Raw genomic sequence first — 22,800 nt, 5'->3', positions numbered from 1 at the left:
AATCAAGGTCTGACACAGGTTATAGCTTATGTCTGGAAAAACCGTCCTGATCGTCGATGACGAGGCCCCTATCCGGGAAATGATCGCCGTGGCCCTCGAAATGGCAGATTACGACTACATAGAAGCAGCGGACGCCCGGGAAGCCCACGCCCTGATTGTCGACAAACACCCGGATCTTGTTCTGCTGGACTGGATGCTTCCGGGCACCAGCGGTGTCGAGCTGGCCAGACGCCTGAAAAAAGACGAGGCCACCGCAGATATTCCCATCATCATGCTTACTGCCAAGGTGGAAGAAGACAACAAGATCCAGGGTCTTGAGGTCGGGGCGGATGACTACATCACCAAGCCATTCAGCCCGAGAGAGCTTGTGGCGCGCCTGAAAGCCGTGCTACGCCGTGCCACACCGCCGGGCGTCGATAGCCCCATCGAAGTCGACGGGCTCACGCTTGATCCGGTAGGTCATCGTGTCACCACGGAAGATGGTGCACTGACTATGGGGCCGACCGAATACCGTCTGCTCCAGTTCTTCATGACACACCAGGAACGGGTATATACTCGCTCTCAGCTTCTCGATCAGGTCTGGGGTGGCAACGTATACGTAGAGGAGCGTACCGTTGACGTGCACATTCGCCGGTTGCGAAAGGCGCTGGGTGACCATCACGACCACCTTATTCAGACGGTTCGTGGGACCGGATACCGCTTCTCGACCAGAGCCGCTTAAGTAACCCCGGCCAGCTGAGCATCAGCCCCGGACACGACACAAGGCAGCTTTTGATGCAGCATAACTGGTCACGATACCTGCGGATCATTGTCATCGGACTGGCGGCGGCAACCCTGGTTGGGCTTTACTTCGGTCAGCCGCTTTACGGACTGACCGCAGGCCTGATTGTCTATCTTTGGTGGACATTGGTTCAGGCCAAACGCCTCTATCAGTGGCTGGGCAATCCCGCGGCCGCTGACGACGCACCCCAAAGCATCGGGCTTTGGGGTGATATTTTCGACAACCTGCACAAGCTGCACCAGAGCCATCTCAGAACCCAGGACCGGCTACGGGCGCAGATCAACCGGGTGCAGGAATCCACCAATGCCATGCGTGATGGCGTCATCATGACCGACGCCAAAGGCGCCATGGAATGGTGGAACGGTTCTGCGGAATACCTGCTCGGGTTCCGCCGCAACACGGATCACGGTCAGTACATTCACAACCTGATTCGCACCCCTGCATTCAAAACCTACTTCGATTCCCGTGATTACCGTGAACCGCTTGAGATCCTGTCTCCAGCCAAACCCCACATACACCTTCAGGTCCAGATCAGCCTGTTCGGTGATGACGATCGCCTGATCGTAGCCAAAGATATCACCCGCCTGTATCAACTGGAGCAGATGCGCAGGGACTTCGTGGGCAACGTTTCCCACGAAATGCGAACACCACTCACAGTCATCAGCGGGTATCTCGAGACCCTGGTAGATAACGCAGAGGACTTGCCGCCGAAATGGCGACGGGCCATCAACACAATGTCAGCCCAGTCATCCCGGATGGAAGCACTGATAACCGATCTGATCTTGCTGTCGAAAATCGAAACCGGGGAACAGACTGTCAACGACTCACCCACCGACGTGAATCTGCTCATTGAACAGATCTGTCACGATGCCAAGGCACTGAGTGGTGAGAAAGAGCATGAGTTCTCCATCAACGTGAAGGATCGCCGGCTTCTCAAGGGCGATGAAAGTCAACTGCGGAGTGCGTTCTCAAACCTCATCTTTAATGCCGTAAAATACACGCCAGCCCGTGGACATATTACCGTCACCTGGAGTGCCGATCGCGAAGGTGCGCATCTGTCCGTCAAGGATACCGGGATTGGCGTAGACCCAATTCACATACCCCGCCTGACGGAACGGTTCTATCGGGCAGACCCCAGCCGACACAAAGACACGGGGGGGACAGGCCTTGGTCTGGCCATCGTCAAACATGTCCTGCTTAATCACGACGGCAACCTGGAGATACGCAGCCACATCGGCGAGGGCAGCGAATTTATCTGCCACTTCCCTCGGGAGCGGCTGGTGGAACGCGTACCGGAGAAGACTGAGTAATCAGTGTGTTCCGGATCGGAACCGGGCAACAAAACGGGAAAGGTCTTCCATTTTTTGCGGATCTTCATCGACAAAACGGATGGTAACGCTGACGAAATCCGTGTCCTGGCGCTTGTCGACTGCCTGAAGCTGATGCACGTACCCATTCAGGCGAGCCATCTGCCCCTCTCCGGTCTCGATATCAACAACCGCCTGATCCAGAATACCGGGAAACACCTGATTCCGCTTGGCAATAACCCGCACCTCTGTCAGGTTGATGTCTTTGACAACAGACGTCAGGGTACTTTCCGCAAACCGTACCGAGGCCATTCTCATAGCACTCCTGGCGGCCGCAGGCTTCTCGCCCGCCGGAGACAAAAGCGTACTCTCGCTTTCCGGCGAGGGCTCCCGCTTTTGCGTCAACAGCGTTGCAGATTCCTTGAAGGCGTCTGCCGGCCCCTCCAGACTTTTTCCTTTCTGGCTCATGGCATGCCTGAGCCTGTTCCCCATCACCTTGATGATCTTTTTGCTCAGGCCTTCGGGACTGAACGGCTTGCCAAGATACTCGGAAACACCTTCTTTTACGGCCTCGATGACATGATTCTTGTCGCCCCGGCTGGTAATCATTATAAACGGTACATTTTGGTACTGGGGTTGCTGACGCATCCACTGCAACAGCTCAAGCCCCGTCATTTCCGGCATTTCCCAGTCACACAGGACCAGATCAAAGGTCGTACGGGACATCAGCGACTGGGCACGCCGGCCGTTCTGGGCATCCGTTGTTTCGATGACCGGGAAACGCTGGCGCACTGTTCGCTTGACCAGATCCCTCACAAAGCTGGCATCGTCCACCACCAGCGCTTTCAGCATTGCCATGTCTCAGACCTTCAGTTGTCGACAACCCCTGTAATGTCGACCAACTATAGAACAAAGCCCGGCTCCGGAAACCCTGTTGCTACAAAAAGACGACAAACCAGACAACTAAAGCGACAGAAGGGAACTGCGAGGTTAAACAATTGTCACTCGGAAGGACCCCGGGTGGTATTTCTGACGTTCCAAAACGCGCTACCATGGAGGTCCGGTATATCCACACCCCGTTACCCTGACCGAGGTTTTGCGTGCTGAACATTTTTGCAAGGATTCTGCCCGGCCGGAGCGTATTTTTTCGCCTTTCGCTTACCGGCCTTTTGACCACCCTGGCAGTCCCCGTCCTGGGCCAGGAAAACACTACAACCTCAACGGATAGCGGTTTCGCCGAATGCAAGCTACGTCTTCAGGAAAAGGCCATCGCCGCCGGAGTCAGCCGGACGACAGCTACGGATGTCATGGCACAGGCGGAGCACCTGGACAGGGTGATTGAGCTTGACCGTCGTCAGCCGGAATTCACCACTACCTTTGCCGACTATCTCAATCGGCGGGTAAATGATGACCGAGTGACCAAAGGCCGAAAACTGCTGGAAGAACACCAGCCATTACTGGCAAGGGTTACCAGGGAGACGGGTGTACCAGCGCCTTACCTGGTTGCCTTCTGGGGCCTCGAGACCAACTTTGGCAGTTATTTCGGAAAGATGGCCGTTCCGAGTACCCTGACGACCCTGGCCTGCGATGATCGCAGGCGCACGTTCTTTACCGAGCAACTCATCGCAGCCCTTCGCATCATTGACGAGGGCGCCATCCCGGTCGACCAGATGGAAGGGTCCTGGGCAGGCGCCATGGGCCATGTCCAGTTCATGCCGACGGTCTTCCTGAAGCATGCCGTGGATGCCGACGGTGATGGCCGACGGGATCTGTGGAACAGCCTGCCGGACGCGATGATGTCAGCCGGAAAATTCCTTGAATCGATGGGGTGGGATGGCAACTACCGTTGGGGCCGAGAGGTGTTGTTACCCGGAAATTTTGACTATTCGCTGGCAGATGGCCGACGCCTGCCGTTAAAACAGTGGCACGAACTGGGGATCACCGACGCCTTTGGTCATGCCCTCGCCGAAGAGCCCATCGAAGCCGCGCTGGTGGTGCCGGCTGGCCATCAGGGCCCTGCCTTCCTGGCCTACCATAACTTCAAGGTCATCATGGGCTGGAACCGCTCCGAATTCTATGCCATTGCTGTGGGACATCTGGCTGACAGGGTGGCGGGCGCCGGCACGTTACAGAACCCGCCACCAGAGGATGTTCCTGCCCTGTCCAGAGCCTCCATAATCAGCCTTCAGGAAGCACTAAACCGGCGTGGATACGACAGCGGCCGGCCCGACGGCATCATGGGACCTGGCACGCGCTCGGCGATACGGCACTTTCAGGCGTCCTCCGGTCTTGTTGCTGACGGCTACCCCGGCGAAGAAGTGCTGAAAAAGCTGAATATTTCGACAACCCGGTAGCGCATCATGGATTCCATTACTCAGATAGCCCTTGGCGCCACTCTGGCCGGAGCGGTCGCTGGCAAGACTCTGGGGCGATCTGCATTGGCTACCGGCGCCGTACTCGGCACCCTGCCAGATCTGGATGTAATGATCGATTACGGCTCTGCGGTTGCCAACTTCACCCAGCACCGGGGTTTCAGCCACTCCCTGCTCATCCTGGCCCCACTCGCGGCACTCCTCGCATGGGCACTGTGGCGCTGGAAGCCCCAACCCGGTTACGCTCGATGGCTGGCACTGACCGGACTGGTTCTACTCACCCACCCGATACTGGACTCATTCACCACCTATGGCACGCAACTGTTCTGGCCTTTTGGACCGCCGGTGGCCATCAGCAACATTTTTATCATTGATCCACTCTACACTCTTCCGTTGCTGGCAGGATGCATTGCCTTTCTGATTCGTCCGCCGGCAACGACTGCTCTTTCGGCCGGATTACTGGTTTCAAGCCTGTACCTGGTCTGGACGTTATTCGCTCAACAGGTCATGACCGACCGGATTCGTCCGGCCCTTGCAAATGCGGGGCTCGAAAACCCGAAAATCCTGATTCAGCCCATGCCATTCAATACCATACTCTGGCGGGCAACGGCGCTTACAGACAACCATCATGTGGAAATTGTGACGGGATTTTTTGATGGTGATATTCCCTTGAACCTGGAATATTTCCCGCGCCGCCCGGAGCTCGCCGACGCCGTCTCCAGTTTTCCCGAGGCCCAGCGGCTGGAGTGGTTCACCCGTGGATTTCTGTCTTACGATCGATCCGGTGACCAGATAACCGCCACGGATATCCGACTGGGCATTCCGGGCGCACACCCTTTTACCTTTGTGATTGCAGCGGAAAATGGCGACAGGTTTCAGCCCCTGGTCAGTGTTCGAGAGGCAAGGCCGCCGATTAATCCCGAAGCACTCACACGCTTGTGGACGCGACTAACCGGTGAAACCCCGGTGCTTTGCCTGGCTGGCCTGACTATACCTGCTCCGGGACAGCGCTGCTGATGCGGCTGGATCAGTTTATCTCCACCAGCACCGAACTCTCCCGCAAGGATGCCAAACGGGCCATCGGCGGAGGCCGGGTATGCGTCGACGGCGCCCCCTGCAAATCCGCCAACAAAAAGATCCTGGACAGCAACACAGTCACTCTGGACGGGGAAGTCTGCACGCTCCCGGAAGAGCGCTATCTGATGATGAACAAACCCGTGGGGGTGGTCAGCGCAACCCGGGACAGTGACCACCCGACGGCGCTGGACCTGCTCCCCCCGGCCATAGCCCGAAACCTCCACATAGCCGGGCGGCTGGACGCAGATACAACAGGATTATTGCTGCTGACCACGGACGGCCAATGGTCGCATCGGATCACATCACCACGGGTAAACTGCCCAAAAACTTACCGGGTAACCCTGAGCGCCCCCCTGGACGAGTCTGCAATCCGGGAACTGGAACATGGGGTGGTCCTGAAAAACGATGTGATACCGACCAAACCGGCGCAGGTAAACGTACTGGAAGACCGACTGATAGAGCTGACGATATCAGAAGGCAGGTACCACCAAGTGAAACGCATGATGGCTGCTGTAGGGAATAACGTAAAGGCCCTGCACCGCGATCGCATTGGCAGGATAACCCTGGACCCGGCTCTCGGACCCGGCGATTACCGCGAGCTCACAACGGACGAAATCGGCCTTTAGAGCTGAAGGTCAGATCCGCTCAAAACGCTGGGCCTTGAGGTTCTTCCGGACAGCCCCGGCCTCAAATACTTCTCCATTCATGGCGAGGTACACGCCAGGTGGAAGCAGCTGCACTGAAGCCCAGGCAAAGCCTATATTGAATACCGCATCGGTGCGTCGCATTCGGGCCGGCTGCATCGCGCCTGTGAGGACGATGACCTTGTCTTTCAGGGAGGACAGGACGGATGCCGTATCGGCCATGGTATCGGTGCCATGGGTGATCACGATGCGCTCGCAATCGCAGGCTTCCGCTGCCTGCAGAATCACATGGCGGTCTGCATCGTCTATTTCCAGGCTATCCTTACGCATCAGCTCACGGAAACGGTAGCCTTCGTGGATGTTGGACTCCGACAACAGCTCAGGCAAGAGCGAATGGCCAATCTCAAACTCGCTGTTGGCGTCGTGATAGACCTTATCGATGGTGCCACCGGTGGTAAATATCTGGATCATGACGGCTGCTTCCCTTCCGGGTCAGTTCACACTGACGCTACTGTTCTTTGCCGCCGCATAGGCCGCGTTTTTTTCCCGCTCATAGCGGCGAGCGGCTTTTGCCACTTTGCCACTGGCACCCGTATCCAGCCAGCGGCGAATACGGCCCGCATCCCCCATGGGAGAACGGGTTCCCATGGAATCAAGTAAAACGGTAATAACCGGCTTGCCGTTCATCTCAGAAATCATCACAAGGCAACGACCGGCTTCCGACAGATAACCCGTTTTGCTCAGACCCACGCCCCAGCTTTTCCTGTGTACCAGGGCATTGGTATTGCCGAACGACAAGCTGTAGCGGGGCTTACGGAAGTGGGCCCGGAAATACTCGGTTGTGGAGTATTCACGGATTTCAGGATGTTGGGCAGCGGCATTCACCAGCTTGACCAGATCGGCTGCAGTGGAGCGATTCTCTGCAGAGAGGCCCGTGGGATCAACATAGTGGGTGCCGGTCATGCCCAGCTCCTCTGCCTTGGCATTCATCGCATCGATAAAAGCATCAAAACCGCCGGGATGACTGCGAGCCAGGGTATAAGCAGCAAAGTTTTCCGACGACATCAGGGCAATCCTGAGGACATCGGCCCGGCGCATCCTGGAATTAACACGGATCCGGGTATAGGCGTTAGCAGCGGCAGGCGTGTGGCGTTTTTGAAAGGTCAGCCACTCATCAAGAGATTCACCGGAATCCATTACCACCAGGGCGGTCATCAGCTTGGTAATGGATGCAATGGGCACCGAACGATCGGCGTTCTTGCCAAAGACCAGTTCATCGTCACCCATCCGCGCTACCGCAGCATTCACAGAGGCAAGGCTCGGCCCCTGCTGGGAAACCGGCTGTTCGGTACTGGACGTTTTCTGGTGGGCGGTGAGTGCCGCGGGCAAAAACAGAAGAAAAAAAGTCACCAACGACACGGGGCCAAGCATTCTCATTTGTCCGGATCCTGTTACCTATCTGACACCGGAACCACTATACCAGCGAATGCGGGAGTTGATCAGGTCAAAAATGTCATACCCTCACTTAAACACGAAATGCAAAAAACATTAAAATGCAGTAAAATACTCGAAAAATCATTGTGTTACATATATTTTCAAATTGTTATCAGACTGTAATCATCCGCTTTGGCGGCCATCACCGCGGCATGGATTTTGTCTCGAATGGACTCAAGCATAAAACAGACAGGCCATTCGTGGCCGCCGAAACGCTCAGGACTGTGGAATCTGCGGGGATGCACTCCTTTCCTGCTCTTGTTCGTCTCCCTCGGCTATGGGCTGATCACCGCCTCTCTGCAACTGCCCGAGGGGCTCCTGTCCCCTTCATCGTTTGAGGTCATATCGCCAACAGTCTCCGGGACGTCCCTGAAACTCAGAACGGAATACCTGATTGCCCCCCTGGAGCAAGTGCTCGAAAAGAAACTCTGGCAAAAGCAACGCTGGCAACCCGCGCCTTCACAACATTCCGGCATTGGCTATCTGGATGGCCCTGTCACTTTCCGGGTGACGGTGGAAAATCCCGGCACCAGATCAGTAAAAAAATGGGCGGTGATATCCGCTCCCTACCTTGATCGAATCAGGCCAGCCATCCTCAAGGACAACGGTTTTTTCGAGCGATTAGCCGAGATGGGGGATCTGTATCCATTCAGTAACCGACTGATTGAACTCCCCCAGTGGATCTGGCCTGTCACCCTGCCTCCGGGCACCCACACACTGCTGTTCGAGGTTCAGAATGCGGGCCCCAGCCTGCTTCCGATTGCCATTCTCGAACCAGAAGCCGTTATCAGCAACAGCGCGGAAACCCTGGTCTGGAAAGCGTTCATCACCGGCCTTCTGGCTTTTGCCTTGTTGTTTAACCTTAGCATCATGCTGAAATTCAGACGTCCCGGGCTCGCCTGGCTGAGCGTACTGTTGCTGAGCATAATATACACTCAGTTGGTCATGGAGGGGTTCGGACTCTGGTTCCTGTGGCCAAACCAGCCCGCTATGAACGCGCTTCTGAACACCTGCCTGCCCCTATGCCTGATCGCCCTGTGCCAGTTCACACCTCATTTCATTGTCGTATCGAAAACCTCAAGGCGGGCGCTCAACGTCATCAGTGCTCTCGCTTTCCTTTATCTGCTGGCAATACCGATTAACGCGCCTCTGCTGGGGCAGGGTTCCTTCCTGCTACTGGCAATGACTGGAGGCGCGGTGATACTGGGCCTGGTAATGAGGAAGTTCCAAAGCCACGCTTCTGCCCGCTATTTTGCGTTTTCCATTCTCGCTATTCTACTTGGCTCATTAATATCCGCACTCAGGACCATCGGCTGGGTTCCGGTGAACAGCCTGACTGATTCCGCCTTTTTCCTGGGTGCTGCGGCGGCCTCATTGATCCTGACCAGCGGCGTGGGGCGGCAGATGCTTGAGGAACGCAAGAAACGGATGAGCTCCGACAGCCGCGCCCGGCAGGAACAACAACTGCGAACCGTCATTGAGCAGGACTATGACCGCCTGCTCAAAACCCATAGCGTCACGGGAAAACCCAATCGCGCTATGCTGGAGGAGTCGCTGGACGCCCTGGATAGCCGGCAACACCCCTACACCGTTGGTTTGATCCAACTGGTACGCTTTAACGAAATTGAGCAGGCTCTGGGCTATCGAACGGCGGAGGATCTGCTCAAGAATTACCTCAGGCAGCTCAACAGCTTTCTGAAACGGATCCTGGGCGAGCGCCTGGTCATGATTAACGGCTATGCGCTTGCCAGCATAGATATCAGCAATCACGCGTTCGCGTTTCATCGCAGCGACAGTCCAGGTTCGGACACGGAATTACTGCAGGAGCTCATGGCCTGGCTGGACGAACATTACCGGGAGGGGCGGTTTTCGTTCTCCTGGAGTCCATCGGTGGGCATTGCCCATGCCCCGGAACATGGTGAAGACGCATCAGGAATTCTGTCATCCGCCGGCTTCGCCTCACTGGATAGCCGCCAGCCGCTAACCGTTTACGATCCAGCCGTTGCTGAGTGGCAGTATCAGCAGCAAATGCTGATGCTGGATATTGAGGAGGCATTACGCAACGGTGACATTTGGCTGGAATACCAACCCAAGGTAAACATCCGGGACGCCCGTGTCAGCTCCATGGAAGCCCTGATCCGCTGGCAACACCCTGAATTCGGTACCGTACCACCGGATAACTGGATCCCTCTCGCCGAGCAAGTCGGCATGATCCATCCTGTCACCCTATGGGTCATTGACCGCGCCTGTCGCGACCATCACGATTTACGGTCCGTTTACGGTGACGGTATTGCCGTCGCGGTGAACATCTCTGCAAAGGACCTGTCCCACCCGGTTTTTAATGAGGAAGTGGAGTCGATTACCCGTCGCCACGGCATGGAACCTTCCGACCTGATTCTTGAAATAACCGAAACAGCCATGATGGCCGACGCCAGTGCAGCGCGAAAAATGATCCGGACATTGAGCCAAACGGGTTTCAGGATTGCCCTGGATGACTTCGGAACAGGTCACTCATCCCTGGCAACCCTGGCCACGTTCGAGCTCGACGAACTGAAAATCGACCGAAGTTTTCTCAAGGGCATTCTCCATTACCCGGTACCGCAGCGGATATTCCGCGCCGCACTGGACCTAGGTGAGGCACTGGATCTGGATGTGGTAGTGGAAGGCGTGGAAGATGAAGCTGTCGCGGCCTGGCTCCTGCAATTCCCCGGCCTCCACGGCCAGGGCTATTACTGGGGACGACCCGAAAAACTGGTGACCTAGCCCTGCACCGCTCAGGGCAGGTCTGTGACTGCACCCTCCGAGGCAGATCCAACCGTACGCGCGTATTTCGCCAGTACTCCCCTGCTAACCCGCGGCTCAGGCGCACGCCAGTTCTCGCGTCGGCGCTCAAGTTCTGGCCCCGAAACTTCCAGCTCGATCCGGTTGCTGACCGCATCAATGGTTATGGTGTCACCTTCTTCAACCAGGGCGATAGGGCCGCCCTCGACGGCTTCAGGTGTGATATGGCCGACCACAAAACCATGACTGCCCCCGGAAAAGCGACCGTCGGTAATCAGGGCAACGTCGCTTCCAAGTCCCCTTCCCATGATGGCTGAGGTCGGGCTTAGCATTTCCCGCATACCAGGCCCACCTCGAGGTCCCTCATAGCGGATAACCAGCACATCACCAGCCACGACTGAACCGTCCAGGATCCTGGCCTGTGCCTCCTCTTCCGAATGGAACACCCGCGCACGGCCGGTAAAGTGCGTCCCCTCCTTGCCCGTGATCTTGGCGACGGCACCTGTGGGAGCCAGGTTGCCGTATAGAATGCGCAGGTGACTGTCCGCTTTGATGGGATTATCAAAAGCATGAATGATGTCCTGGCCTTCCGGATAGGGCGACACGTCGGCGAGATTCTCTGCCAGGGTCTGCCCGGTAACGGTCAGGCAGCCACCATGAAGCAGCCCCCGGTCTAGCAACATTTTGATCAGTGGCTGAATACCACCAATTGCCACCAGTTCCGACATCATGTAATGACCGCTGGGGCGCAAATCCGCCAGCACGGGGACCCGTTTACCGATGACAACAAAGTCCTCAAGGGACAACTCAACACCCACGGTACTCGCCATGGCCAGTAGGTGCAGCACCGCATTGGTGGAGCCACCCAGTGCAATGACCACCGTAATCGCATTCTCGAACGCTTCCCGGGTCATAATGTCAGACGGCTTGATGTCCCGTTCAAGAAGGTTCAGGACAGCGGCACCAGCCGCTCGGCAATCTTCAGCCTTGGTGGCAGACACAGCATTCTGAGCCGAACTTCCCGGCAAGCTCATTCCCATGGCCTCAATGGCCGACGCCATGGTGTTGGCTGTGTACATCCCCCCACACGAACCGGCGCCCGGGATCGCGGTTTCTTCAATCTGTTTAACCTCGATCAGATCCAGATTACCCTGCGCATGAGCTCCAACAGCCTCAAAGACGGAAATGATATCCGTATGATTCTCACCAGGCATAATGGTGCCACCGTAAACAAACACCGATGGCCGGTTCAGCCGCGCCAGCCCCATCATGCACCCGGGCATATTCTTGTCGCAGCCACCAATGGCTACAAGTCCGTCGAACCCTTCGCACCCGGCCACCGTCTCTATGGAATCCGCTATCACTTCCCGGGATACCAGGGAATACTTCATGCCTTCGGTGCCGTTGGCGATACCATCGGACACTGTAATCGTATTAAATATTAGTGACTTACCTCCCGCCTCGTCGGCGCCCGCAGCCGATTCTTCGGCAAGCCGATTGATGTGCATATTGCACGGCGTCAGGTTACTCCAGGTGGAAGCGATGCCTACCTGTGGCTTGCGAAAGTCATCATCGGTGAAGCCAACAGCTCTCAACATCGCACGACTGGCCGATTTTCCGATGCCATCAACTACCTGTGATGAATAACGGCGGCGTTTGTCCTCAGTCATCGCGGGCTCCTTATACGAGTTTCTGGAACCCTCAGGCTGGCAGAATCAACGCAGGTCAGCAACGCTATTCTGGGCATTCCACAACGATGGCCTTGCCTAAATGACCCAACAAGATGCAGTCCCGACTGACCTGCATCAATAGTGAGTCTATTCACACCTTTTACAATCATCTTTCATATTAGAGCCATGGAGGCGGACCATGCCATCGCCAACCCAAACCGAAGCGGCAACCAGCGCCGCAACGACCTGTCCCGAGTTCGCACTCTGGCGGAAGGGCTATGGCGTTATCCAGCATTCCGAATCCACCTGTTTTCATGCAGAGAGCCTTGCCGAGCGACTCGTCAAAGCCGGCTTGCAGCCGGACACGTCGACGGTTTTTCGCAAGCTGGCGGCACTGGACAGACTGACCAGTGCCGGACTCTGGCTGGTCGTACACATGACCTACACAAACCGGGTGGATACGAGCGGTAAGGCCCTGACGCCCCAGGACTTCAAAGCCAATCCCGAGGGTCATACCGGTGGCGCACTCAACATGGTGCCTGGCTACGCTGCATATCTGGCACTCAATAACCTGACAGGCCGCACTCGTAGCTGGCTGATGGGCCAGGGGCATTGTGTTGCCGCCGTAGATGCCATAAACGTTCTCACGGGCAACCTGCACCCGGAACAACAAAAACGCTACGTGGCACCTGAGGGCTTATCCCGTTTGGCCTCTGACTTTTACAGCTACCGCCAAAAGCCCGACGGCTCCGTGAGCGCACCGCTTGGCAGCCATATCAATGCGCATACTGCCGGAGGCATCCTCGAAGGTGGCTACCTGGGCTTCGCCGAACTCCAGTACGCCCATATGCCCCTGCCGGGAGAGTGCCTGGTCACTTTCCTCTCCGACGGGGCCGCCGAGGAACAACGCGGCAGTGACTGGATACCCAGGTGGTGGAGAGCCGACGATTGCGGTCTCGTTCTACCGGTAATGATCGCCAACGGCCGTCGAATTGACCAACGAACCGAACTGGGAACGCGGGCGGGACTCGAGCGTTTCGAGTCGCACCTGGCAGAACGGGGCTTTGACCCTTATCGCTTTGACGGTCGGGATCCGGCGGCCTTTGTCTGCGCCCTGTTCGAAATGGAGCAGACCCTCAAATATAACGCAGACCGGGCCTTCCGGGGAGAAAGCGACTACCCCGTGCGTATTCCCTATGGCATTGCTGAAACCGTCAAAGGTTTTGGCTTCTATGGCGCCGGCACCAACGCGGCCCATAACCTCCCTTTGCCCGGCAATCCCCGGATAGATACCCGGGCCAGGGAACTCTTTCATGATCATTCAGCCCGGTTGTGGGTCGACCCAGCTGAACTCAGACAGTGCACAGACAGCCTGAATGAGCATGCCATTCAGGGACGGACACTGGAACGGGATCACCCACTTGCCAGGCGTAACCCTCCCGACCCGGTCATTCCCCGGCTTCCTGCGAACAGTGACCGCACCTCACCAATGCGTGCGGTTGATGATTTCTTCCGCGCCCTGGTGGCCGAAAACCAGCATCTGCGCGCACGAGTAGGTAATCCGGATGAACTGGCAAGTAACCGACTTGGCGGTGTCCTTTCCGATCTCAAACACCGGGTGCTCGACCCGGAAAATGATCTGGAATCGGTTCAGGGCAAAGTGATTACGGCCCTCAATGAGGAGGCAGTGGTCTCCGCCTGCCTGGCAAACAAGGCAGGGCTCAACCTTGTAGCCAGCTATGAGGCCTTCTGCGTCAAAATGCTTGGCGCCGTGCGTCAGGAGCTGATTTTTGCCCGTCAACAGAAGGAGGTGGATCGCCCTGCCCGCTGGTTGGGTTTTCCCATTATTGCCACGTCTCATACCTGGGAAAACGGAAAAAACGAGCAGTCCCATCAGGACACCACGTTTTGCGAGAGTCTTCTGGGGGAAATGAACGACGTTGCCCGGGTGCTGTTTCCAGCCGATTACAACAGCACTCTGGCGGCACTTCCCGATGTATACACGGCCCGGGGCAAAATCACCTGCATGGTCATTCCGAAACGGGAGCGGCCCTGTGTCTTTGACTCCGAGGAGGCCCGGGTCCTCGCCCGTCACGGGGCTCTGGTGGTTGACGAGGACACCTCCGAGGGAGAGCCCCTTATGCTCATCGCCAATGGCGCCTATCAGTTATCCGAGGCGATTCGGGCCTGTGAGCGGCTACGGGATACCGGCACGCCCTTCCGGCTGGTTTACGTTCAGGAACCGGGAAGATTCCGGCAGCCGAGAGATGCCGCCGAAGCGGCGACCTGCCTGTCCGAATTTGAACGCGAGCGCCTGTTCCCCCACCGTATTCATCGGCGGGTTGCCCTGACCCACATGCGCCCGGAGGTTTTTCGGGGCCATATGTACCCCCTGTTTCCGGATCCTTCGCGGGCGAGGGTACTCGGATACACTAATCGCGGCGGTACCTTGAATGAGGCCGGCATGCTGTTTGCCAACCGGTGCTCTTGGGGGCACGCCCTGGCGGCCTGCGCGAGCGTCATGGACAGACCGCCCGGGGAATGGCTTTCCAGTGCAGAGCTGGCCGCTGTGGAAGGACGCGGTGACCCGTCAGTAATCACCCGCGGGCTGACCTAGGGTCAGACCTCGCCGATCTCGAAGAGCGATTACCCAACACAGCTTCGAACCTACCGATTCACTGCGCCAGCGATCATCCCGACGGTTTAGCCACTCACGAAGACCGGGCCAACACCGAGATTCCAGATAATGACCGAACCTACCCGGGTGGATACCAGTATCACCAGAGCGACTGTCAGCAGTGCCCCGGCGTACATAACCGCCCGCTCCTTCTCAATCCCCATGACAATTGGCAGACCGTCGTACATCAACCAGGCGCCGTAGCACGCGGCAACAAGGAAAATAATGGCATTGAACCAGGGCACCGGGTAGAGGAGCGCAAAGCCGGCGAGAAACATCGGTGTGCAGGAGTATGCTGCCAGCGCAATCCCATTGGATGGAACGTGCTCTTCCCTCGCGCCATAGGTTCTTGCCATCCAGTTGATCGCATAACCAAGTGCAAACACACCCACGAGCATTGCCAGGTATGTCAGCAAGCTCAACTGCAAGGCACTGATTTCCGTCAGCTTGATCAGCCGTTCGTTGCCTACGGTCCAACCAAAATAGGCGGTCGAAATGTAGGCGCAAATTGGTCCTATCGCCGCAAGAATCACCACATAGGTGACGTAGACTCGACGAGGAGTTTCATGTTCTTTACGTATGGAAGCCCACTCTTCATCAGGATGGGTGAAGAGACCAAAAGCATGTGACAGGAGCATGGATGACCCCCTTCCTTCGCTGTTGTTGGAGTTATTGGATACGGGCTCCGAACCAAGCCGGATCAGCAACCGTTCCTATTCTTAACTATAGTCAAGAACGATGAAGAGGAAAGGGAATTGACGACTTTTTGTGCTGCCAGACAGACACGGAGGCCGGCCCGAGGCCGACCTCAAGCGATCAGGACTGACGAGGGTCCGTCTCGGCAACCCAAGGCTGATCCTTACGGCTGTCGCGGAACGAAAGCAAACTCTCTATACCGGCCCAGTCCACCAGGTCACGGAATTCGAGCCAATCCACCAGGCAATACAGGCAGATCGCGGGGTAATTCCAGATTTCAAATTGACCCTCATCAACCATAGCCGCGAGTGTTCGCAGCGTGGTCATGATTCGCTCTCGCTGAAGGTTGTAGAACATCAGGTCCTGACTTGTGTCGATCCCTGACTTCTCCGACAGCAGCATGGTGACAGCGGAATCATTGGCACCGTCAATCATGGTCAGTTGGTTCTGCTGGTCCCAGGTTAGAGGATCGCTCCCCTGTTTTGCGCTGAGGTAACGGGCGATAATTCTGGAGTCGTAAATCTCCTGCCCATCGTCCTCCAGAACCGGAATTTTGAGTGTCGGGTTATTCCGTCTGAGTTCGTCCCGGCCTTCACCGTAAATATTCAGGTCAACGAACTCATAAGGTTCTTCATCCAGCAAAATGCGAACACGCCGAACATAGGGTGACGTGGTGGATCCGATCAGTTTCATGGTATCTCCGAGGTTTTCACGGCTCACAATCCCAGCAGGGATTCAGGATCAGTGTATGGGTGCCCGGTGGCTTCCGCCACTTCTTTATAGGTCACTTTACCGCCAAATACGTTCAGCCCGGCCATCAGGTGAGGGTCTTCCCGCATAGCCTGGACTGGCCCCTTGTTGGCAAGTGCCGCAACGAACGGCAGCGTCACGTTATTAAGTGCCAGGGTGGACGTTCTCGCCACAGCACCGGGCATATTGGCGACGCAATAATGTACCACACCGTCCACGATATACGTGGGGTCGTCATGGGTAGTCGGTTTTGACGTCTCAGTGCACCCACCCTGGTCAATCGCCACATCCACGATCACACTGCCCTCGGGCATTCGCCGAATCATGTTCCGGGTGATCAGCTTGGGCGCCGACGCTCCGGGTATCAATACGCTGCCGATGACCAGGTCGGATTCAATGATCGCCTCTTCAAGTGTTCGTACCGTGGAGAACAGTGTACTTATCCGGTTGCCATAGAGATGGTCCAGATTGCGCAATACCTCCATATCCCGATCCAGCACTGTCACCTGCGCGCCCATTCCGATGGCCATGGCAACCGCATTCTGCCCGACCACACCCCCGCCCACCACAGTGACCCGGGCAGGGCTGACACCAGGCACGCCCCCCAAAAGTACACCACGACCACCCGCGGACTTTTCGAGACAATGGGCTCCTGCCTGTATCGACATCCGGCCCGCCACCTCAGACATCGGCGCCAATAACGGTAAATGACCCCGCCGGTCAGTAACCGTCTCATAGGCAATGCAGGTTGCCCCGGATGTCACCAAATCATCGGTCTGCACCTTGTCCGGTGCCAGGTGAAGATAAGTAAACAGGGTATGGTCCGGCGTTAGCATGGCCCGTTCGGCCGGCTGGGGTTCCTTGACCTTAACGATCATTTCTGCAGCACCGAACACCGCCCGGGGGCTCTCCAGAATCTGTGCACCAGCCTGACTGTAGTCGTTGTCGGAAAAACCGATGGCAGAACCTGCGTTCGTCTCCACGAATACCTGGTGCCCGTGACTGCACAGTTCATGTACTGCGGCCGGCGTCATGCCAACCCGGTACTCCCTATTCTTGATTTCTCTGGGCACACCAATTTTCATGGAACCTCCAATGCTTGTTACGGTTCGTGAGTTCATCCCTGAAGTGTAGTAAAAAGGTTCAAGGCCGGAGGACGCAATTGAAGGCATCGGTTTACCGGTTACGGGCCTTACAGCCCGAACAGAACCAAACCTAACCACAAGGAGGAGGATCCACCATGAAGATATTGAAAACAGCTTCTGTGATAGCAGCGCTCTCTCTTTCTCTGGCAATCGCACAGGTGCAGGCAGAAATGCGAACCGAAACCATAGAGTACAAGATTGGCGACCAGGACTATACGGGCTATATGGCTTGGGATGATGAACGCGAAGGCAAGCGGCCAGGGGTTCTCGTTGTCCACGAATGGTGGGGGCATAACGAATTTGCCCGCGATCAGGCGGAAAAACTGGCAGCCGCCGGCTACACCGCCTTCGCGCTGGACATGTATGGTTCCGGCAAAGTCGCCGACCACCCCGACACAGCGCAGAAGTTCATGCAGGAAGCCACCAAAAACATTGACCAGGTAAAGGCCCGGTTCATGAAAGCCATGGAACTGCTGCAAAACCACAAAACCGTGGACGACAGTCACATCGCGGCTCAGGGCTATTGCTTCGGGGGCGCCGTTGTATTGAACATGGCCCGGTTGGGCGTAGAGCTCGATGGCGTGGTGAGTTACCACGGCGCTCTCGGGAGCCCGCTAACAGCCGAGCCTGGCAAAGTCAGGGCGCGGATCCAGGTGTACACAGGCGGTGCCGACAAAATGGTGCCATCCGATCAGGTCGCAGATCTGGTAAAAGAAATGCAGGATGCGCAGGTGGACCTGACGCTGGTTACCTTCCCGGGCGTCATGCATTCCTTCACCAACCCCGGCGCCGATCGGTTTGCGGCAGAGTACGGGATGCCTGTTGCCTACAATGAGGAGGCAGCCAACCGCGCGTGGCAGGGAACCTTGCGCTTCTATGAAGAGATCTTCGCGAAATAACCCGTCAGCCAGATAATTGCCCCGGCCCGAAACCCGGGCAATTATCTGGCCAGACTAGAGCTAGAGGCCTGAAGCGATGGTGTCACGCACCTCTGTCATCAGGGCTTCAACGGATTTGCCAGCGGTCTCCACCGGCGGATGGATGATGAGTTCAATATCGCCACTGGTGAAGGCTGCATGCCCCTTGGCCAAACGATCGTGAGACCCCCGGATGGTAACGGGCAAAATCGGCAACCGGCCATCCCTGGCAATCACGAACCCCCCTTTTTTAAACGGCAGTAATGTGCCGTCCCATGACCGTGTGCCCTCTGGAAACAAGAGGATACCCGTTCCATCCGGTAGCTGACCGACGCCTCGCTTGATGCTCTCGAGGGCATCACTTCCTCGGGAGCGATCAATAAACAGGTTACGGGATGTTTCGAGAGCCAGACCAAACAGGGGCACCTTGCGCACTTCCTGCTTGATCACCCAACGATACTGCAGCCCCAGGGCCAGCACCAGGGCAGGGGGGTCGAGATAGGAGGCATGATTACTGAGTATGACGTAACGTTGTCCCGGGCGGATATTTTCCCTACCACTGACTCTCAAGCGGATTCCGCACATTTTCAGGATGACCCAGGCAAAGACCTGGGTTCCTTGAAAGGCAGCGTCACCCCGCTTCCCGATCAACGCAGCAATCACAATGGGCAGAAACAGAATTAATGTAAGCAGAGCGGCCCAGAACAGAACCCAGAAGGCCTTGAAGGTTTTTAGCATGAACAGATCCCTGCCAGTCTCAACATCCGGTTAAATGAGCAACAGGGTGCTTAAGATTACACAGCGAGGCAAGAACCACAAAGGCATATTGGGGCGCCGCGTCTCTGGTTCAGGCATAAAAAAAGGCAGCCGAAGCTGCCTTTTTGGCGGTTATCGCTTAATCCATCAGGGATTAAAGAGCAACAACGTTTTCCGCCTGAGGACCTTTCTGGCCCTGGGTAACGGTGAACTCGACTTGCTGACCTTCGGCCAGAGTCTTGAAACCGCTTCCCTGAATAGCGCTGTAGTGAACGAATACGTCCGGGCCGCCTTCACGAGTGATAAAGCCGAAGCCTTTTGCTTCGTTGAAGAACTTAACAGTACCGGTAGTAGTAGACATACTTAAACTTCCTGAAATCAATCATTTAATCTGCCGCCTCACACCTTCATGGTGCAGGTCAGCGTTTACGGAAATACAGAACTCGCGGAATCAAAAACAGGACGGTCACTACTAACTGCGGAGGTACGTCTTATTCATGAAATGCTTTACTGAATCTTTCCTACGTCTTGAACTCTACTACTGAATTTCAGGATTGCCAAGTGGATTTGAAAGAATTTGTATAGGTAGTGTCACCGACCTGGCCGGGGCCGGAAAACAAATCACCCGCGCACTAGTCCAAAGGTGTAAATCCCCAGAGCGGTCATCAGCAGTGAGCCTATAACATGGGCCAGGATGCCGGTGATCGCCATGGCCCACTTACCTTCCTGGATGGCGGCAAACATCTCCAGCGAAAAGGTGGAGAAGGTAGTCAACGCACCACAGAGGCCGGTTATGGCAAACAGGCGCCACTCCGGCGCCAGGGCGCTGCCGTGGCTGAAATAGCCAATAAGCAGGCCAATCAGCCATCCTCCGGAAAGGTTTGCCAGCAGTGTGCCAAAAGGAACCGCGTGATAGCTGCTGTTGAGCCAGAGGCCCAACGCCCACCTCAGATTGGCGCCTACAACAGCTCCTGCGCTTACTGCCAATACTGAAAGCCACATCCGGTTTGACGCTCCTCTTCCGTTAAATCTGGCCGCATGCGCGCGGCTGGCTTTGGTTCGTTGAGTATGCCGACAATCATCTTTCAAGTTAAGGATTCATAACCAGATACAAAAAAAGAGGGCACCGATTGATGCCCCCTTTCTCAACTGCACAAACCCGGACTCATCAGGCCGGGTTGTGATCGATTACCGTATCCTTGTTGCGGGCAAACTCATCAAACGGGAAATCGTCCACCGTGAGAATTTCCAGCACCACGGTCTCATATTGCCGCATAAAGTCCGCCTCTTCCTTGGTGTAAACACCCGCTTCCAGAGCCGCCTCGAAACGCTCTTCCGGGTGCAGGGCGGTCATCGGCAGCTCACCCTTGGCGTACGCCTTGGTAACCTTGCGGTAAAGCTGTTCGGCCTTGTCGTAATCTTTCAACAGACCATTGTAGCGCGCCAACGGGTTCTCCACCGTGCCTTCGCCATCTGTTGTCCACACCCCTGCAAGCAACTTGTTGCGGATCGGCGTGTCAGTAGAGATGGCTCGGGCCAGCTTCCGGGACAGGTCGTCATGGGGCGCGCCCCAACGACGACCCAGCGGCATGGTGATCGCCCTCAATGCTACGGCTACAACGCGGTTCGGGAGGTTCTGAAGGAATTCATCCAGGGCGTTTTCGGTGCGGTTCAACAACAGTCCAAGACTGTACTCCATCACCTCTTTTTCGCCCTCCACAGGCTGCCCTTCGTGCCAGTTTTTCAGCACCATCGATGCAAGGTAAAGGTTGGAGAGCATATCGCCGAGCCGCGCGGACACCAGCTCCCGCATCTTCAGCTCACTGCCCAGTGTCGTCATGGCGGCATCTGAACACAGGCCAAAGGCAGCACTGAAGCGGGCCACCGCCTGGGCGTACCGGCGGCTGGCGCTATCGAAGGGGACATCGGCGCGGCCCAGGCCCAAGGCCTGAGTGAAGGCGCGGGCAGCATTGCCGAAGATCAGGCCCGCGTGCCCGAAGAAGGCTTCGTCAAAGGCCTTGATGTCGTCATTATCCTTCGCCGCAAGCTCCTTCAGCACATAGGGATGGCAGCGAATCGCACCCTGGCCGAAGATCATCAGGCTGCGGGTCATGATGTTGGCACCCTCCACCGTGATGGACACCGCGGCTCCGCTGAAGCCAATACCCAGATAGTTACGTGGGCCGAGGGTAACCGTCTTGCCGCCATGCACATCCATGGCGTCGGTGAGCACACCGCGCTGGAACTCGGTCAGATGGTATTTGAGTATGGCCGAGGGCACGGCCGGCTTTTCACCCCGGTCGATCATATTGGCGGTGTGATTGACTGCCGACTGGGCAATGTAGGTCTTGCCTGCAATGCGGGCCAAAGGCTCCTGCACACCCTCCATATCCGCCACCGGCGTATTGAACTGGCGACGAACACGGGTGAAGCCACCGGCAGTACCGACCGCATAGGCGGCAGCCCCGGCGGCGCCGGAAGGCAGGGTAATGCAGCGCCCAACCGAGAGGCATTCCACCAGCATGCGCCAGCCCTGCCCTGCCATTTCCTGCCCACCAATGATGTAGTCCAGCGGAATGAACACATCCTTGCCCTTGATCGGGCCATTCAGGAATGGGGTGCCAATGGGGCAGTGACGGCGACCGATTTCCATGCCCTTCGTGTCCCGGGGGATCAGGGCACAGGTGATGCCATAATCTTTCTCTTCGCCCAACAGCCCGTCAGGGTCGAACATACGGAATGCCAGGCCGACCACGGTGGCAATCGGAGCCAGGGTGATCCAGCGCTTTTCAAAGTTGAGCTCAAGACCCAGAACTTCCTTGCCGTCGATCTTGCGCTTACAGACAATGCCGGTGTCCGGCAGCGAGGTGGCGTCCGATCCGGCACGGGGGCCGGTCAGACCGAAACACGGTATTTCCCGGCCATCGGCGAGCCGTGGCAGGTAATGATTCTTCTGCTCGTCTGTGCCGTATTTGACCAGCAACTCGCCCGGGCCGAGGGAATTCGGGACACCTACCGAAACCATCAGCATTTCATTCGCCGCGAGCTTTTGCAGCACCGCAGTCTGGGCCTTGGCAGAAAAGTCGAGACCACCGTACTCTTTCGGGATGATCATGCCGAAAAACTTCTCTTTCTTCAGGAAGTCCCAAAGCTCCTCAGGCAGGTCAGCGCGCTCTACAGCCAGATCCCAGGCATTGCACATGGAAATGGCCTGGGTGCACTGGTTGTCGACGAACGCCTGTTCTTCCTCGTTCAAACCCGTGTTGCGGTTAATCAGGAGCTTATGCCAATCGGGCTGACCGGTAAAAAGTTCGCCGTCCCAACCGACGGTGCCGGCTTCAAGGGCAACCTTCTCGGTCTCGGATACTTTCGGAGCCACTTTCTTGAAGGTGCTGAAAATTCGGGGCGTCAACCAGCTCTGGCGGAATCCCGGCAGACCGGCGACGGCAGTTGCGGCGGCACCGGCAAAAAGAAGCAGGGCCAACCAGCCCGACGCAAAAATCAAGGCCAGCAGACCAACCACCGCCATCACAACGATGGCCGGCATGGCGCCAGACTCACGTCGCATGACCATCAGCAGGCCAGCCAGCGCTACTACAAACAAAATGAAAGTCATCATCGGTTCTCTCTGTCATCCATGGTTCGGGAATATTAAAGACTACAATTCGTTACGTTTACGGTAGCGTATCGGATGAAAGCTGAACAGCCAGGGTTTCACAATCCGGCGGCTGCA

The 22,800-nt window shown here is 56.7% G+C and carries 19 protein-coding genes; 8 read left to right on the top strand and 11 right to left on the bottom strand.

What is annotated here, in order from left to right:
* Positions 1–28: 28 nt before the first annotated feature.
* Together phoB and phoR are read left to right on the top strand one after the other, a co-directional pair.
* The gene (gene phoB / locus BKP64_RS16925) at positions 29–721 is read left to right on the top strand and encodes a phosphate regulon transcriptional regulator PhoB (RefSeq protein ID WP_070972754.1); all 693 of its coding nucleotides are present in this window, start codon (positions 29–31) and stop codon (positions 719–721) included.
* A 53-nt stretch (positions 722–774) separates the two neighbouring features.
* A complete protein-coding gene (gene phoR, locus BKP64_RS16920) occupies positions 775–2,091 on the top strand; it encodes a phosphate regulon sensor histidine kinase PhoR (RefSeq protein ID WP_070972752.1) in 1,317 nt (438 codons plus the stop codon).
* On the opposite strand, the gene BKP64_RS16915 is transcribed toward phoR, so the two are convergent.
* On the bottom strand, positions 2,092–2,946 hold the full coding sequence (locus BKP64_RS16915) for a response regulator (RefSeq protein WP_070972750.1): 855 nt from the start codon (positions 2,944–2,946) through the stop codon (positions 2,092–2,094).
* Positions 2,947–3,266: 320 nt separating this feature from the next.
* Between BKP64_RS16915 and BKP64_RS16910 the strand changes: the two genes are divergently transcribed.
* From BKP64_RS16910 to BKP64_RS16900, 3 genes are read left to right on the top strand one after another with little or no spacing between them, the layout of a single operon-like run.
* A complete protein-coding gene (locus BKP64_RS16910; protein WP_418287598.1) occupies positions 3,267–4,442 on the top strand; it encodes a lytic murein transglycosylase in 1,176 nt (391 codons plus the stop codon).
* Positions 4,443–4,448: 6 nt separating this feature from the next.
* Positions 4,449–5,477, top strand: a complete 1,029-nt coding sequence (locus BKP64_RS16905; RefSeq protein ID WP_070972746.1) for a metal-dependent hydrolase — start codon at positions 4,449–4,451, stop codon at positions 5,475–5,477.
* Positions 5,477–6,163, top strand: coding sequence for a pseudouridine synthase (locus tag BKP64_RS16900; protein ID WP_070972744.1), 687 nt, complete (start codon positions 5,477–5,479; stop codon positions 6,161–6,163). Before BKP64_RS16905 ends, BKP64_RS16900 begins: the two co-directional genes overlap by 1 nt.
* 9 nt (positions 6,164–6,172) lie before the next feature.
* Here BKP64_RS16900 and BKP64_RS16895 read toward each other — a convergent pair whose 3' ends face one another.
* A complete protein-coding gene (locus BKP64_RS16895; RefSeq protein ID WP_070972742.1) occupies positions 6,173–6,652 on the bottom strand; it encodes an asparaginase domain-containing protein in 480 nt (159 codons plus the stop codon).
* A 21-nt stretch (positions 6,653–6,673) separates the two neighbouring features.
* Positions 6,674–7,618 carry a D-alanyl-D-alanine endopeptidase gene (gene pbpG / locus BKP64_RS16890; RefSeq protein ID WP_070972739.1) on the bottom strand — a complete coding sequence of 315 codons (945 nt, stop codon included), beginning with the start codon at positions 7,616–7,618 and terminating at the stop codon, positions 6,674–6,676.
* 225 nt (positions 7,619–7,843) lie between these two features.
* On the opposite strand from pbpG, the gene BKP64_RS16885 reads away from it, so the two are divergent.
* Entirely contained in the window at positions 7,844–10,438 is a 2,595-nt protein-coding gene (locus BKP64_RS16885; RefSeq protein WP_070972737.1) for an EAL domain-containing protein, read from the top strand.
* A gap of 11 nt (positions 10,439–10,449) precedes the next feature.
* On the opposite strand, the gene ilvD is transcribed toward BKP64_RS16885, so the two are convergent.
* A complete protein-coding gene (gene ilvD / locus BKP64_RS16880; RefSeq protein ID WP_070972735.1) occupies positions 10,450–12,126 on the bottom strand; it encodes a dihydroxy-acid dehydratase in 1,677 nt (558 codons plus the stop codon).
* Positions 12,127–12,325: 199 nt separating this feature from the next.
* Here ilvD and BKP64_RS16875 point away from each other — a divergent pair, with 199 nt between their 5' ends.
* On the top strand, positions 12,326–14,743 hold the full coding sequence (locus BKP64_RS16875) for a phosphoketolase family protein (RefSeq protein WP_070972733.1): 2,418 nt from the start codon (positions 12,326–12,328) through the stop codon (positions 14,741–14,743).
* A gap of 86 nt (positions 14,744–14,829) precedes the next feature.
* On the opposite strand, the gene BKP64_RS16870 is transcribed toward BKP64_RS16875, so the two are convergent.
* From BKP64_RS16870 to ald, 3 genes are all read right to left on the bottom strand, one after another.
* Positions 14,830–15,441 carry a Yip1 family protein gene (locus BKP64_RS16870; protein WP_070972731.1) on the bottom strand — a complete coding sequence of 204 codons (612 nt, stop codon included), beginning with the start codon at positions 15,439–15,441 and terminating at the stop codon, positions 14,830–14,832.
* A 178-nt stretch (positions 15,442–15,619) separates the two neighbouring features.
* The gene (locus tag BKP64_RS16865) at positions 15,620–16,192 is read right to left on the bottom strand and encodes a glutathione S-transferase family protein (protein ID WP_070972729.1); all 573 of its coding nucleotides are present in this window, start codon (positions 16,190–16,192) and stop codon (positions 15,620–15,622) included.
* 23 nt (positions 16,193–16,215) lie between these two features.
* Positions 16,216–17,334 (bottom strand): alanine dehydrogenase, encoded by a 1,119-nt coding sequence (ald, locus tag BKP64_RS16860; RefSeq protein ID WP_070972727.1) that lies wholly within the window; start codon positions 17,332–17,334, stop codon positions 16,216–16,218.
* A 155-nt stretch (positions 17,335–17,489) separates the two neighbouring features.
* On the opposite strand from ald, the gene BKP64_RS16855 reads away from it, so the two are divergent.
* Complete coding sequence (locus tag BKP64_RS16855; protein ID WP_070972725.1) at positions 17,490–18,293, top strand: dienelactone hydrolase family protein; 804 nt, start codon at positions 17,490–17,492, stop codon at positions 18,291–18,293.
* A gap of 60 nt (positions 18,294–18,353) precedes the next feature.
* On the opposite strand, the gene BKP64_RS16850 is transcribed toward BKP64_RS16855, so the two are convergent.
* From BKP64_RS16850 to BKP64_RS16835, 4 genes are all read right to left on the bottom strand, one after another.
* A complete protein-coding gene (locus BKP64_RS16850) occupies positions 18,354–19,049 on the bottom strand; it encodes a lysophospholipid acyltransferase family protein (RefSeq protein WP_070972723.1) in 696 nt (231 codons plus the stop codon).
* 172 nt (positions 19,050–19,221) lie between these two features.
* The gene (locus BKP64_RS16845) at positions 19,222–19,428 is read right to left on the bottom strand and encodes a cold-shock protein (RefSeq protein ID WP_008172950.1); all 207 of its coding nucleotides are present in this window, start codon (positions 19,426–19,428) and stop codon (positions 19,222–19,224) included.
* Between the two features lie 260 nt (positions 19,429–19,688).
* Positions 19,689–20,069 (bottom strand): fluoride efflux transporter CrcB, encoded by a 381-nt coding sequence (gene crcB / locus BKP64_RS16840; protein ID WP_070972721.1) that lies wholly within the window; start codon positions 20,067–20,069, stop codon positions 19,689–19,691.
* Between the two features lie 166 nt (positions 20,070–20,235).
* Positions 20,236–22,686 (bottom strand): acyl-CoA dehydrogenase, encoded by a 2,451-nt coding sequence (locus BKP64_RS16835; protein WP_070972719.1) that lies wholly within the window; start codon positions 22,684–22,686, stop codon positions 20,236–20,238.
* Positions 22,687–22,800: the final 114 nt, after the last annotated feature.

This window comes from Marinobacter salinus, from assembly GCF_001854125.1.
In the GTDB taxonomy this organism is placed as follows: domain Bacteria; phylum Pseudomonadota; class Gammaproteobacteria; order Pseudomonadales; family Oleiphilaceae; genus Marinobacter; species Marinobacter salinus.
The sequence above is the reverse complement of the archived record's forward strand: the minus strand, read 5'-3'. Positions and strand labels throughout refer to the sequence as shown.

Excerpts from the sequence above, each read along its gene's own strand:
- pbpG (WP_070972739.1), bottom strand. The coding sequence starts at position 7,618 with ATGAGAATGCTTGGCCCCGTGTCGTTGGTGACTTTTTTTCTTCTGTTT.
- phoB (WP_070972754.1), top strand. The coding sequence starts at position 29 with ATGTCTGGAAAAACCGTCCTGATCGTCGATGACGAGGCCCCTATCCGG.
- BKP64_RS16870 (WP_070972731.1), bottom strand. The coding sequence starts at position 15,441 with ATGCTCCTGTCACATGCTTTTGGTCTCTTCACCCATCCTGATGAAGAG.
- ilvD (WP_070972735.1), bottom strand. The coding sequence starts at position 12,126 with ATGACTGAGGACAAACGCCGCCGTTATTCATCACAGGTAGTTGATGGC.
- BKP64_RS16850 (WP_070972723.1), bottom strand. The coding sequence starts at position 19,049 with ATGCTAAAAACCTTCAAGGCCTTCTGGGTTCTGTTCTGGGCCGCTCTG.
- BKP64_RS16865 (WP_070972729.1), bottom strand. The coding sequence starts at position 16,192 with ATGAAACTGATCGGATCCACCACGTCACCCTATGTTCGGCGTGTTCGC.
- BKP64_RS16905 (WP_070972746.1), top strand. The coding sequence starts at position 4,449 with ATGGATTCCATTACTCAGATAGCCCTTGGCGCCACTCTGGCCGGAGCG.
- BKP64_RS16915 (WP_070972750.1), bottom strand. The coding sequence starts at position 2,946 with ATGGCAATGCTGAAAGCGCTGGTGGTGGACGATGCCAGCTTTGTGAGG.
- BKP64_RS16885 (WP_070972737.1), top strand. The coding sequence starts at position 7,844 with ATGGACTCAAGCATAAAACAGACAGGCCATTCGTGGCCGCCGAAACGC.
- BKP64_RS16835 (WP_070972719.1), bottom strand. The coding sequence starts at position 22,686 with ATGATGACTTTCATTTTGTTTGTAGTAGCGCTGGCTGGCCTGCTGATG.
- BKP64_RS16875 (WP_070972733.1), top strand. The coding sequence starts at position 12,326 with ATGCCATCGCCAACCCAAACCGAAGCGGCAACCAGCGCCGCAACGACC.
- crcB (WP_070972721.1), bottom strand. The coding sequence starts at position 20,069 with ATGTGGCTTTCAGTATTGGCAGTAAGCGCAGGAGCTGTTGTAGGCGCC.
- BKP64_RS16855 (WP_070972725.1), top strand. The coding sequence starts at position 17,490 with ATGAAGATATTGAAAACAGCTTCTGTGATAGCAGCGCTCTCTCTTTCT.
- phoR (WP_070972752.1), top strand. The coding sequence starts at position 775 with ATGCAGCATAACTGGTCACGATACCTGCGGATCATTGTCATCGGACTG.
- BKP64_RS16895 (WP_070972742.1), bottom strand. The coding sequence starts at position 6,652 with ATGATCCAGATATTTACCACCGGTGGCACCATCGATAAGGTCTATCAC.
- BKP64_RS16900 (WP_070972744.1), top strand. The coding sequence starts at position 5,477 with ATGCGGCTGGATCAGTTTATCTCCACCAGCACCGAACTCTCCCGCAAG.
- BKP64_RS16845 (WP_008172950.1), bottom strand. The coding sequence starts at position 19,428 with ATGTCTACTACTACCGGTACTGTTAAGTTCTTCAACGAAGCAAAAGGC.
- ald (WP_070972727.1), bottom strand. The coding sequence starts at position 17,334 with ATGAAAATTGGTGTGCCCAGAGAAATCAAGAATAGGGAGTACCGGGTT.